Source organism: Shewanella carassii (genome assembly GCF_002777975.1).
Lineage (GTDB): Bacteria > Pseudomonadota > Gammaproteobacteria > Enterobacterales > Shewanellaceae > Shewanella > Shewanella carassii.
Map to the genome: position 1 here is coordinate 278083 of NZ_NGVS01000031.1, position 13101 is coordinate 291183.

Below are 13101 nucleotides of genomic sequence, written 5' to 3' on the forward strand. Positions count from 1 at the left end.
TTATTTAAGTGCCATATAAGTGCCACGGGCGGCCAGTATAGCAAGGGCTTGAGCTTAAAGGAAAAGTGCCTGCCATGCTGCTTCATCTATCCATGGAATAGTGTTCAGTTCCTTTTACGGATAAGATGCGCCTTTTGAACCATAGGTTGAGGAACAAGCCATGACGGCAGAATTGGCAATCATAGATATTGAGGAAGGTCAGGGCAAAGCTGCGGTGAAAGGAGCGCTTATCACGGCTCACTACCGAGGTTGGTTGAGTGACGGTACTCAATTTGATTCTTCCTGGGACAAGGGCCGTCCCTTTCAGTGTGTCATTGGCACGGGGCGGGTGATCAAGGGCTGGGATCTGGGCTTGATGGGAATGAAGGTCGGTGGCAAACGCCGACTCAAGGTTCCGGCACATCTGGCTTATGGTGAACGCCAGGTTGGGGCGCTGATCAAGCCGAATTCGGATCTTGAATTTGAAATCGAACTGCTGGAGGTCCTGACCCGCGACGATTGAGTCCAGGGCTTTTGAGCGCTATTGGCTAAGATGGATTTTGTTTTTATATAAAGCTGATATTATAGCTTTGCCCTTCATTCATCTGAGTCATAAAAGCACTATGAGCCGTTCCCCCTTCGCATCTTTTCAATGGCATTCAGACATTTTTGCCTGCGACAGTACGGATATCGAACATTTCTATGCCCAATTGCAACAGGAAGTTGATCGTCTGCAGTTGGGGCGCAAGAAGCTGGGCGAAATAGGTGATTATCCACTGGAGCTGTATCAGTCGCCCTCAGCGACGGCGGAGCTGCCTTCTGTGTTGATCAGTGCCGGATTCCACGGTGAAGAGGCTGCCGGCCCTTGGGGTATGCTGCATTTCCTCAGTGAACTGCAACAGGATATTTTCGAGCGAATTAATCTAAGCTTGTTGCCTTTGGTCAACCCCACTGGCTTTGCCAAGGGGCACAGATTCAATAAGTTCGGTGAAAACCCCAACCGGGGGTTTTTACAGCCCAAAGAGGGCGAAGCCAGTTCACCTTCGGTTGAAGGCAAGCTGCTGCTGGAATATGGCCAACTGCTGCAGGGCGCCAGCCGCGAAGGCATATTGACCTGTCATGAAGATGTGTTGCAGAAGCACACCTATATCTATTCTTTTGAGCCCAGACAATCACCCGGCCAGTTCAGTTTGCAGCTGCGTGATACTCTGGGGCGTTTCTTTGATATTGCCGCTGATGGCGATATCGATGGTTGTCCGGTGCAAGACGGGGTCATCTTCAACCACTTTGATACTTCGTTCGAGGCCTGGCTGGTTCGCACCGGTGCCAAGGTGGGGGTGTGCAGTGAAACACCGGCGACCCAGAATCTGGATCAGCGAATTCTGGCCAACAGCGCCGTGATGCACGCCTTTGTGCAGCAGCAGTTGGCTCCCATCAAGGGGTAACAGCCAAAAGTAAGACCCCAGCCTAGGCTGGGGTCTTGTTCTTTTTAAAGGGGTCAGGGATTGATGCGGGTAGGAATACCGCTTCTGTCATCCAACAGGCGTTTGAGCACGGTCGAGTCGGTATCGGCATGAGCGAGAAAACGGCTGATGGCCGGGGTCATCTTTAATACCACAGGCGCGGTGGATTCAAACTCGGCCTCGGTGCGCGACAGCGGCTGATGCACTTCCAGATAGCGACCGCCATCCGGCTCCAGGCTGGCCTTTATCGGCTGATTGACAAACTGTACCCGGGTGCCGTTGGGCACAGTATTAAACAGATGCTCGATATCCTGATTGCGCAGGCGGACACAACCCTGGCTGACACGCAGGCCGATACCGAAGCTGGCATTGGTGCCGTGAATGGCATACAGGTTACCGATATAAAGCGCATACAAGCCCATGGGGTTATCCGGGCCTGCGGGCCAGACCTTGGGCAGGGTGATACCGTTGGCGGCATATTCCTTGCGGATCCTGGCCGTTGGGGTCCAGGTGGGGTTGGCGCGTTTGCGATAAACCTTGGTTACCCAGTTTTCCGGGGTATCCCGGCCTATCTGGCCTATGCCTATGGGTAAGACCTGTACCGTATTGCTGTCTTTGGGATAGTAGTAGAGGCGCATTTCGGCCACGTTGATCACTATTCCTTTACGGGGGGCATCCGGCAGGATCAGCTTGTGAGGGATCAGCAATGTGCTGCGGGGCTTGGGAAGAAAAGGGTCGACCCCTGGGTTGGCCTCGGTCATGTTGGTCAGTCCCAGTTGATATTCGTCGGCAACACTCTCCAGTGTGCGCTTATCATCGGGCACCACATAATACTGGTTGTCACCGACGATACTGCTGCCCTCGGGCGGCAGAGGATATTCAACGGCCTGCGACAGGCAGGCGGGAAGCAACAGGCCCAGTAACAGGGCGAGGCGGGGAATTCTTGTCATAGGATATTTTTCTTCGTTAAACGCTGTCAGTCGCCATGGTTTCAGGCATCAGAGTCGAGCAGGCATCCTTACCTTTTCCGGCGCAGATTTCAACAGATTGCAGCAAAAAAACTATTTCAGTTGCAGGCGTTTTGCCAGTCGATGCAGGTTGCCAGGGTCGACACCCAACTCGCGGGCACTGGCGGCCCAGTTGTATTGGTGCCGTTCCAGCACACTGCGCAGCAGCTGTCTTTGGAACTCCGCTGTGGCTTGCTTGAGCGTGATGACTTCTGCAGGCACTGTTGTGTCCAACTGGCGCGGCAGCGCACTTGGAGAGGGGCTCTTTGACTGCAACTCACCCAGTTGCAACTGGCATTGGTTATGGTCACTGGCGGCGCGCGCCAACACGCTGGCGCGGTGCAACAGGTGTTCCAGTTCCCTGACGTTGCCGGGCCAGTCGTTGGCCAGCAGCCAGGCTTCCGATTCGGCGGACAGACTCAGGCGTTCCAGCCCCAGCTTGCTGCGGCAACGTTCAAGAAAATGCCCGGCAAGCAGCAGTATGTCGCGGCCCCTTTCTCTCAGTGGCGGTACAAGTAGCGGGAAAACACTCAGCCTGTGGTAGAGATCGGCGCGAAAGCGGCCTTCAACCACCTCGGTTTTGAGATCCTTATTGGTGGCGGCGATAACCCGCACATCCACTGTCAGGCTTCTGTCTTCGCCAACCCGTTGCAGATCGCCGTATTGCAGCACCCTGAGTAACTTGGCCTGCAGCGGTAGGCTGAGCTCGCCTATCTCGTCGAGAAACAAAGTCCCCTTGTCGGCCAATTCAAACTTACCGGCGCGATTGCTGATGGCGCCGGTAAAGGCGCCTTTGACATGACCGAAGAGTTCACTCTCGGCGACCGACTCTGGCAGGGCGGCGCAGTTGAGGTACACCAGAGCCTTGTTGCCTCTGGGCGAGGCGGCGTGTACTGCCTTGGCAATCAGCTCCTTACCCGTACCGGTTTCACCGAGGATCAACACGTTCAGATCGCTGGGAGCGACCACGGCAATTTCCCGCTTCAGCGCCAACATCTGCGGGCTTTCCCCCAGAAGTTCACTGTGGCCGGTTTCCGGCAATGGTTGACTCTGGCTCTGTAGCGACAGGCTTTCCAACTTATCCAGCAGCAGGGCATTGCCGAGGGAGGCGGCGGCGATGGCGCTCAGGCTTCGCAACTCTTCATCGCTGAAATCGTCGAACTGGCAAGGGTCCAGACCATCTATGGTCAAGGCGCCTATCAGTTGTTCCTTGTCCAGCAGCGGCAGGCCGATACAGGCATGCACCTTGAGCTTATCTGTGTGGGCGGCTATCAGGCCATCGTAGGGATCCGGCAATTGGCTGTCTGCCGGAAAGCGCACCAGATCGCCGGCGCGGGCGATGGCCTCCAGTCTCGGGTGCTCTGTGATGTTGAAGCTACGACCGAGTACATCGGCCCTGAGGCCGTCGATTGCCAGTGGGATAAAGCTATTGCCCTGAAATCGCAGCAGAGCGGCGGCATCACAATGGAGATTGTCCCGTACCGTCGCCAGCAGGCGACTGAATCTGTCGCTGTTTGGCAAACCTGAGGTGATATCCAGCGCGATACGGGTGAGATCGGAATGGCTGAGTGGCATAAGCTGACCTGAATAAAATCCCTGGGGTGAGTCTACCCCAGGGACAGTGGAATGTCATTTTGACATTATTTTTCAGTGTGAGTGGCTAGTGACTGGTAGCAATGGCCAAGCGCTTGGCCTTGACCGCCTGTCGCAACAATCCCAGCAGGAAGGCGCCCAGCAATAAACCGCCGACGGAGAAGATGATGTCACCGAACATCCGCATCCATACCAGGCGTTCTACCAGCGGGCTGTGGATCACCTCTGCCGAGCGGGCAAACCAGTAGCCATGATCAAGCACGGCAAAGAACTGCACTATGCCCACCGGCAGCAATGACAGGAACAGCATGGCGGCCAGCCCCAGATTCAGGCTCCAGAATGCTCCCTTGAGCCACTTGTCTTCCCAGCGCAGTTTACCGGCAAGTCCTGACAGGCAGAACAACATCAGGCCTATCCCCAACATGCCGTAGACTCCCATAAAGGCGCCGTGGGCGTGGGTGGCAGTGGTATTCAGCCCTTGAATGTAATAGAGGGCAATCGGTGGATTGATTAGGAAGCCCAGTACACCGGCGCCCACCAGATTCCAGAAAGCGGTGGCAACAAAGAACATGATGGCCCAGTGATAGCGTTGCATCCAGGGAGCGGCCCGGCGCAGGCGATAGCTTTCCACCGCTTCAAAACCGATAAGGGCCAGAGGCACCACTTCCAGCGCCGAGAAGATAGCGCCCCAGGCGATGACCGAAGTGGGTGTGCCGGTGAAATAGAGGTGATGCAGTGTGCCTATGAGGCCTCCGGTCAGGAAGATCAGGGTAGAGAAGAGTACCGCACCATTGGCACTGCGGGCACGGATAAGGCCAAGACGCACAAACATCAGGGCGATAACCGAGGTAGCAAAGGTTTCAAAGAAGCCTTCAACCCACAGATGTACTACCCACCAACGCCAGTATTCGGCGATGGCAAGGTTAGTGTGTTTACCCATAAACAGCCCGGCACCATAGAAGAGGCCGATAGCAACACAGGAGGCGTAGAGTACCCAGAGCACAGGCTTTAGCTCAGACTCCTGTTTCAGGGCGGGCAACATGGCGCGGCTCACCAGCGCCAGCCAGATCATCAATCCGGCCAACAGCAGCAGTTGCCACACCCGGCCGAGATCTATGTATTCATAACCCTGGTGACCGAAGAGGAAGTTGTTGTCCAGTGAGAAGTATTGTTGTACTCCCAGCCATTCACCGGCCATGGAGCCCAGCACCACGACCAGCAGAGCGACCCACAATAGGTTGACACCGAAGCGTTGATATTTGGGCTCGTGGCCGGAAAGCGCCGGTGCGATATAGAGCCCGGTACCGAGCCAGGCCGTCGCTATCCAGAATACTGCCAGTTGAGTATGCCAGGTGCGGGTCACTGAATAAGGCAGGATCTCACTCAAGGGAATACCGTAAAACTCCTGGCCTTCAACCGCATAGTGCGCCGTGACGCCACCGAGCAGTATTTGCAGCAGAAATAGGCCGATAGCGGTAATGAAGTATTTACCCGTGGCCTTTTGTGAAGGGGTGGGTTTGTGTCTGAACAGGGGATCTTCAGTGGCGGGAGCCGGCAGGGCTTCATGTTTGCCGGCGGCATGATACCAAACCAGGGCTCCGATACCGGCCAGCAGAGTCACTATGCTCAAAATCGACCAGACGATATTGTCTGATGTCGGTGTATTACCCAATTGCGGATCGTAGGGCCAATTATTGGTGTAGCTGTAATTGGCATCCGGGCGCTCGGTCACTGCGGCCCAAGCGCCCCAAAACAGGAAGGCATTGAGCTGCTGACGGCGCTCGGCAGATCCTATGGTATTGGTTTTCATCGCATAGGCTTCCCGCAGCTCATTCAGCGCGGGATCGTCACCAAACAAAGATTTATAGTGCTGACTCACTTGCGCCATGGCGGCGATACGGGTGTCGGAAAGCACCACCCGGGTGTGACCTCTCTCGTCTGTAGTGACTGTGTTATGGCGCAAATCGTCCCTTAAAGCTTGCTCCAATGCGGCTTGAGTACTCTTGTCCAGGCTATTGAAAAGCTTGTTGTATGTCTCCTTGGCGCGAATATCCAGCCAGGCTTCGGCCTCACGGTGTAGCCAGTCTGCGGTCCAATCCGGAGCCACATAGGCGCCATGGCCCCAGACTGAGCCAAGTTGATGTCCGCCCATGGAGCGCCAAACCAGCTGCCCTTGTTCTATGTCCTTGCCGCTGAAAACCACTTGGCCCTGGCTGTCGCTATAGACATCGGCAATCGGTGGTTTTTCCCGATAGATTTCACTGCCGATACTGAGAAGTACAGTGAAAGAAGCGACCAACACAAGTAACAGTGCGATCAGGGTGAATTTTTGTCTGCTCATTGGCATCCCTCTGACAAAGTCTATTTGATAGGTTTTCCTACATAGAGCAGCGAACGTGCCAACTTTTATTCTTGTTTTTAATCAGTGTATTACTTGTTTGTGTGTTTTTGATAGTGTCATTTTGATTGTATTTAAAGTGTCTTTTTAACATTGTTAATTGTCATTATGACACTGATTGTTTACCAGAAAGCTATAGCTGATATCTTGACGAGAATTCTTGGATTTCAAATTCTTTAGTTATTTGAAAAAATAAAGTTTTTTTCATTAATTTGAGTTTATGTTTCTTTGGGTTCAGATTTGATGTTTTCTAGGTGAATTTTAAATTTTTTAAGGGGTTACCTGGCTTCTTTTACTGGTCTTTTTCGCTGGCAGTAAAAATAAGTCAACTGTTTCTACTGAAAAATAACCCTAATTAATGATATAATCCCGTCTGTAACCCACGTGTTTTCCGGAGTCTCGTTAGAGCCAGGTTTCTCTTTTATTAGCTTCCCCGCATTTTCAACTGGAGGGTCATTTGAACGCAGATATCATCAACAGCTTTTTCCTTGTCGGGGCCTTGCTTGTCGCAGTCAGCGTACTGCTCAGCCCAGTATCGTCGCGACTCGGTATTCCTATTTTGGTGGTATTTCTTGCGGTGGGTATCTTTGCCGGTGAAGATGGCCCAGGCGGCATAGTATTCAATGACTATTCAGTGGCTTATTTGGTCAGTAACCTGGCGTTGGCGGTTATTCTGCTCGATGGTGGCATGCGTACCCGGGTTGCCAGTTTCAGGGTGGCATTGTGGCCGGCCCTGTCATTGGCCACTTTTGGGGTGGCGTTGACCACCACGCTGACAGGTTTGCTGGCTGCCTGGTTATTCGATCTCAATTTACTCCAGGGCATGTTGGTGGGGGCCATTGTCGGCTCGACCGATGCCGCGGCGGTATTTAGCCTGCTCAAAGGCAAAAATGTGAACGAGCGTGTCGGTTCGACACTGGAAATCGAATCCGGTTGTAACGACCCCATGGCTGTGTTTTTGACCGTGACGCTGATTGCCATTCTTGGCAGCAGTGGTGATGAACTCTCGGGCAGCTATCTGGCACTGAGCTTTATCAAACAGTTTGGCCTGGGCGGGATCCTCGGTGTCGGCGGCGGTTGGCTGTTGTGGCAGGTTATCAATCGCAATCAATTGCCGGAAGGCCTCTACTCCATTTTGGTACTGAGTGGCGGACTGATGATCTTCGCCATCTCCAATGCCCTGGGAGGCAGTGGTATTCTGTCTATTTATCTGGTGGGTCTGTTTCTCGGTAACAAGGCGACCCGTGGCAAACACTCGATTCTCAACGTGCTCGATGGTATGACCTGGCTCAGTCAGATAGGCATGTTCCTGGTACTGGGACTCTTGCTGACACCATCGGATCTGAAAGATATCGCCTTACCGGGTTTGGCACTGGCCTTTGGGATGATCTTTCTGGCACGGCCGATTGCGGTTTGGCTCAGTTTGCTACCGTTTCGCAGCTTCCATGACAGAGACAGATGGTTTATCTCCTGGGTTGGGCTGCGCGGCGCAGTGCCCATTATTTTGGCGGTATTTCCCATGATGGCGGGGCTGCCACAAGCGCAGCTTTACTTCAACCTGGCCTTCTTCGTGGTGATGGTTTCCTTGCTGCTGCAGGGCAGTACCTTGTCCAAGGCGGCGCAGCTGGCCAAGGTGGAGTTGCCACCCAAACCGGCACCTATTTCCCGCGCCGGAGTGGAAATTTATCCCACTAGTGAGTGGGAGATATTTGTCTATCGACTCAGTGAAAACAAATGGTGTATCGGTGAGCCTCTAAGGCGTCTTGCCATGCCGGCGGGAACCCGGATTGCCGCCGTATTTCGCAATAACGAACTGTTGCACCCTTCGGGGAGTACCAGGCTGATGGCCGATGACATTCTTTGTGTGCTGGGGCAAGAGGACGATTTGGAACCTTTGAGTCAGCTGTTCAGTGAGGCGCCAGAAAAATGCGAGGCGCCCCGCTTCTTTGGTGACTTCTTTATTTCAGTGGATGTGATGCTGGCCGATATGGCACCGATTTACGGCATGCAGCTGGAACCCGAATATGAGCAGATGCGGGTTGCCGACTTACTGCTACAGCAACTCGGCAGTCACCCTGTAGTGGGGGATCAATTCCTCTGGCAAGGGCTGGACTGGATAGTCGCCGAGGTGCAGGAAGGGACAGTCAGCCGGGTTGGTTTGAGATTGCCCTCTGAAGACTGAAAAAAGCGAAGAACGAAGAAATGCCGACCTTGAGTCGGCATTTTTACGGCTACTTTCTCAATAGAGCGAGGGATCACTCTCATTGGGGCGGGTCTTGAATCTGCGGTGCAGCCACATGTACTGCGCCGGGTTACGGCTGATCAACTGCTCGACAATGCCGTTACCGCGTTTGGCGTCTTCCACCTCATTTTCGCCGGGGAAGTTATCCAGCGGCGCCTGGATCTCTATGTTGTAACCCGTATCGTCGTCGTTGCGCTCGACAAAGAAGGGCAGCACTTTGGCTTTACCCAGCTTGGCCAAGGTGGTGCCGCCGGTGATGGTGGCAGCATCGGGAACGGCGAAGAAGGGGATAAAGATGGCGCTGGAGCGGCCAAAGTCCTGATCTGCTGTGTACCAAATGACATCAGGGTTACGCAGGCAACGCACCATCTGCCTAAGATCCCGCTTGGGAACCAGCGCCTTGTTTGAACGCAAACGGCCCTTCACCTGCAGATATTCCATTACAGGGTTGTTGTGGGGGCGGTACACACCAACCCCGGGCTGAAATTGGCCAAATATTCTTGCACCCATTTCCAGCGGCAAGCAGTGAACCGCAAACAGAATAACTCCTTGACCGGCAGCCAGTGTCTGCTCAACATGCTCCTGGCCCTTTATCTGCATGTGCTTCTGCACTTTGTCGTTGCTCCACCACCAGGCATTGATGGTATCGAAAATCGCTTTGCCGGTTTCCTGGAAATTACGTCTGAGCAGCGTCTCTCGCTCGGCCTCACTCATTTGTGGAAAACACAACTCCAGGTTGCGTTTGGCGGTGTTAACCCGGCTTCCGGCCAGCTTCATTGCCAGCAGACCTATGCCACTGCCAAGCTTCATCTGCCACTTGAGAGGCAGCAGGAGGGTCAGCCTGGCCAGACCGACAGCCAGCCACAGCAACCAGAATTTAGGGTGATACAAGTGAGCGGAAAATTGTGCTTTCTCTACCAAAACGATAAACCCGTTTACAGGAAAAATTACCGCATATTCTAACCCAATTCAGTGTGAAAATTAGGTACAATCGGGGTTTATTTTGCCTAATAAGACAAGTCCGTTATGAAGGTAACTCTGCCCCCATTTGAAAAAGCCAAGGTTCTGGTGGTTGGTGATGTGATGCTCGACCGTTACTGGGTTGGCCCAACCGGCCGTATTTCACCCGAGGCGCCTGTACCTGTGGTGCGTATCAATCAGATAGAGGATAGGCCCGGCGGAGCAGCCAACGTGGCGCTGAATATCGCGGCGCTGGGCGGCTCGGTGCAACTGGCCGGTATTGTCGGAGCCGATGAAGCCGCATCGGCCCTGAATACAGGTGTCAGTACTCTAGGTGTGGAGCCTAAGTGGCTGACGGTTGAAGATAAACCCACAATCACCAAACTGCGGGTACTGAGTCGTAACCAACAGCTTATTCGCTTGGATTTCGAAGAGACCTTTGCCCAGGAGCAGAGCCAGGCGCTATTGGCGCAGAGCGAAGCTCTACTGGACGATTGCAAGGTACTGGTGTTATCTGACTACGCTAAAGGGGCCATCGACCAACCTCAGGCCTTTATCGCGAAGGCCAGAGCCAAGGGGATCCGTGTCTTGGTGGATCCCAAGGGCAGCGATTTCGGCCGTTATGCCGGTGCCAGTCTGATCACACCCAACATGAGTGAGTTTGAGGCTGTGGTGGGCACTGTCAGCTCGGAAGCCGATCTGGTGGCCAAGGCCCAGGCTTTGATTAGCAAGCATCAACTGGGGGCGATTCTGGTTACCCGCTCTGAAAAGGGCATGACACTGATCACCAGCGAAGGGGATGAGCTGCATATCCCTACAGTGGCACGGGAAGTCTATGATGTGACCGGTGCCGGAGATACTGTGATTTCGGCTCTCGCCACAGCTTTGGCGGCCGGCAGCGACCTGCCGCAAGCCTGTGCCATTGCCAATACCGCCGCCGGTGTGGTGGTTGGCAAACTGGGCACTTCCACTGTCAGCCGCATTGAGCTCATCGAGGCCCTGGCTCAACATCAGGGAGAGTCTGGCTTTGGTGTGGTCAGCGAAGATCAACTGCTGTACGCCATGCAGCAAGCCAAGCTCAGAGGTGAGCGGGTGGTGATGACCAATGGTTGCTTTGACATACTCCATGCCGGGCACGTCAGTTACCTCAAAGAAGCCCGTGCCTTGGGCGATAGATTGATTGTGGCGGTCAATGATGACGCTTCGGTTAAACGGCTCAAGGGCGAGGGGCGTCCAGTCAATAGTCTTGAGCGGCGAATGGCAGTACTGGCGGGGCTGGCCGCTGTCGATTGGGTGGTGCCTTTCAGTGAAGATACACCGCAGCGAGTGATCTCTAGATTGTTGCCGGATCTCCTGGTCAAGGGGGGCGACTATCGGGTGGAAGAGATAGCCGGAGGTGAAGAGGTGATTGCCGCCGGTGGCAGTGTCAAGGTGCTGGGGTTCGAAGATGGTATCTCCACCACCGCCATTATTCAGAATATTATGGCCAAGCCCTGATGTTGATGGCGGTGTTGCTATCGGGAAGCTTGTTTTGGGCTGATGTAGGTCCAAAACAAGCCTTGATATGCCCGCCATCGGAACTGCCACTGTGTCTGCAACAACTCCCCGATAGAGTCAAACAACAACTGCCCCTGTCTCAAAAGGCTTTCTTCGATGCACTGGGAATGAGAGGCGCCATGTCTCTGCCCGTCGAAGATGAAAGCGTTGCCGGCATGGTTCTCTGGGCGCCGTACTATCTCCCACAAAGTCAAACTGCTATCTGGAATGGTCAAAATCATGAACTGGTGTTGCGGCATCAGCCGCAATTAACTCTCTGGCATGAGTTGGGGCATCTGGAAGTAAAGCGTCTGCAAGGAAATGTTTTGCCTGCCGAGTTGTCTGAACTGGACCATGAGTGGTTGGCTGATACTTATCTCGCTTGGCGTTGTGCTAAAGAATGGAACAGTCTGGAACTTGTGTGGCAACAATACCACAGGCGTAACCTGGCAGTATTTTCCGATATCGGCAATTTGTCACATTGGAGCCCACTTTATCTGATACAAGTGTTAAATAAGTATGATCTGAAACAAATCGCGGAATTTGCTGATTTTGCTACATTTGTGCTCAGTTTTTATCCGGAAATCCGCCGTTATTCTCCAGATGAAGTGGCAGAGTTTTCCAGCTTGTTGCAGCATCTCTTTAACCGGAGTGGCCGACAAACCCTGCCAGAATACATGTTTTGGCGCCGTAAACAGTTGGGTGAAGTGTTGCAACCTACTCTTGAAAAACTGGTGGGGAGCGAAACAGCAAAACTTTGGTTATCCAAAGAAAGAATGTTGCGACAATGTGACTAATAAGGCTTTTTTTAGCTCTCCTAGCTGAACCTTTGCTGAACAAAGGTGAAAAACGCTGTTAACACCCCTCTTTTTGGCAGTATTCTCTCTATGCCTTTGATAAGCTCCTTGGCAATAAAAATAACGGGGATAAGAGGCAGACAAGAATGGCCAAGCGTTCAAAGGCTCAGACTGAGCTGACTATCAATCAGATTATGGACGAAGCTCTCAAACAGATCTTAACTATTGGTTTTGAGGCTATGTCTTACACAACGCTTTCTGAAGCAACGGGAATTAGCCGCACGGGGATCAGTCACCATTTTCCGCGCAAAATCGATTTTCTTGCCAGGTTGGATGTGCGTATTGGTCGGTTGTTTCTGGCCGCTCTGGATTTTTCCAGTGTTGAAGCACTCGAAAAATCCTGGATGCAGGCGTTGCAGCAAGCAGAGCACAGGGCTGTATTGAGACTCTTCTTTAGTCTCTGCGGAAACAACAATCCTGAAATCACTCTGTTTCGTGCTGTGACTATGGCTAGGGAAAATGCCCAGATAGAGCTGGGTGAAAAGGGCGAGCAGATGATCAACGATCTCCTGGGCCGCAGTGCTGTTATGTTGCTTGCCGATCCCGGTATCGCCTGCGCCGCTTAAAATTCCGTTTAAGCGACTCTCATTCAAGCGATTCGTAGAGATAATTGAGACAGCAAGCTAAGGCTTGCTGTTTTTTTATCCATTCATTTTCTTATCGAATTACGCGTTATTGGCTCACAAAAGCCAATCGACTTCGGCCTACCCCTTGGGACATTCCTTCAGGCAACTCTTTCGGGCAACTCTTTCGGGCAACTCTCTTCGGGCAAGAAGTTGCCCGGCGAGCAAAAAATTGCCCGGGTTTGGGCAAAAAATTGCCCGGAGAGTGGGGGTTGGTTTAGATGTTGTTGTAAAACAGTGGCTTACGATTTGGCATGCTTCTGGCATTGGCTGATGAGGTTTTATCACNCCGGAGAGTGGGGGTTGGTTTAGATGTTGTTGTAAAACAGTGGCTTACGATTTGGCATGCTTCTGGCATTGGCTGATGAGGTTTTATCACTCATTCAACAGTAAAAGGAATTAACCATGCCAACACCATGTTATATCTCCATCGAAGGTCAAAC

General features: G+C 53.0%; 10 protein-coding genes. 6 read left to right on the forward strand and 4 right to left on the reverse strand.

Going from position 1 to position 13101, the window contains the following annotated elements; all coding sequences use genetic code 11:
* Window positions 1-160: 160 nt before the first annotated feature.
* Together CBE72_RS15920 and CBE72_RS15925 are read left to right on the forward strand one after the other, a co-directional pair.
* Entirely contained in the window at window positions 161-502 is a 342-nt protein-coding gene (locus tag CBE72_RS15920) for an FKBP-type peptidyl-prolyl cis-trans isomerase (protein WP_025890081.1), read from the forward strand.
* 100 nt (window positions 503-602) lie between these two features.
* Window positions 603-1424, forward strand: coding sequence for an N-acetyl-ornithine deacetylase (locus CBE72_RS15925; protein WP_100144967.1), 822 nt, complete (start codon window positions 603-605; stop codon window positions 1422-1424).
* Between the two features lie 53 nt (window positions 1425-1477).
* On the opposite strand, the gene CBE72_RS15930 is transcribed toward CBE72_RS15925, so the two are convergent.
* The 3 genes from CBE72_RS15930 to CBE72_RS15940 form a co-directional block, all read right to left on the reverse strand.
* Window positions 1478-2392, reverse strand: a complete 915-nt coding sequence (locus CBE72_RS15930; protein WP_100144914.1) for a L,D-transpeptidase family protein — start codon at window positions 2390-2392, stop codon at window positions 1478-1480.
* A gap of 111 nt (window positions 2393-2503) precedes the next feature.
* On the reverse strand, window positions 2504-4024 hold the full coding sequence (gene norR / locus CBE72_RS15935; RefSeq protein WP_100144916.1) for a nitric oxide reductase transcriptional regulator NorR: 1521 nt from the start codon (window positions 4022-4024) through the stop codon (window positions 2504-2506).
* 85 nt (window positions 4025-4109) lie between these two features.
* Window positions 4110-6383 carry a nitric-oxide reductase large subunit gene (locus tag CBE72_RS15940; protein WP_100144918.1) on the reverse strand — a complete coding sequence of 758 codons (2274 nt, stop codon included), beginning with the start codon at window positions 6381-6383 and terminating at the stop codon, window positions 4110-4112.
* Between the two features lie 514 nt (window positions 6384-6897).
* On the opposite strand from CBE72_RS15940, the gene CBE72_RS15945 reads away from it, so the two are divergent.
* Complete coding sequence (locus CBE72_RS15945) at window positions 6898-8622, forward strand: potassium/proton antiporter (protein ID WP_100144920.1); 1725 nt, start codon at window positions 6898-6900, stop codon at window positions 8620-8622.
* A 57-nt stretch (window positions 8623-8679) separates the two neighbouring features.
* On the opposite strand, the gene CBE72_RS15950 is transcribed toward CBE72_RS15945, so the two are convergent.
* Entirely contained in the window at window positions 8680-9603 is a 924-nt protein-coding gene (locus CBE72_RS15950; protein ID WP_028780539.1) for an LpxL/LpxP family Kdo(2)-lipid IV(A) lauroyl/palmitoleoyl acyltransferase, read from the reverse strand.
* Window positions 9604-9708: 105 nt separating this feature from the next.
* On the opposite strand from CBE72_RS15950, the gene hldE reads away from it, so the two are divergent.
* The 3 genes from hldE (at window position 9709) to CBE72_RS15965 (ending at window position 12601) form a co-directional block, all read left to right on the forward strand.
* Window positions 9709-11139, forward strand: coding sequence for a bifunctional D-glycero-beta-D-manno-heptose-7-phosphate kinase/D-glycero-beta-D-manno-heptose 1-phosphate adenylyltransferase HldE (gene hldE, locus CBE72_RS15955; protein WP_100144922.1), 1431 nt, complete (start codon window positions 9709-9711; stop codon window positions 11137-11139).
* Complete coding sequence (locus CBE72_RS15960) at window positions 11139-11975, forward strand: hypothetical protein (protein ID WP_100144923.1); 837 nt, start codon at window positions 11139-11141, stop codon at window positions 11973-11975. The genes hldE and CBE72_RS15960 overlap by 1 nt, the downstream gene beginning before the upstream one ends.
* A 146-nt stretch (window positions 11976-12121) precedes the next feature.
* Complete coding sequence (locus CBE72_RS15965) at window positions 12122-12601, forward strand: TetR family transcriptional regulator (RefSeq protein ID WP_100144925.1); 480 nt, start codon at window positions 12122-12124, stop codon at window positions 12599-12601.
* Window positions 12602-13101 lie beyond the last annotated feature (500 nt).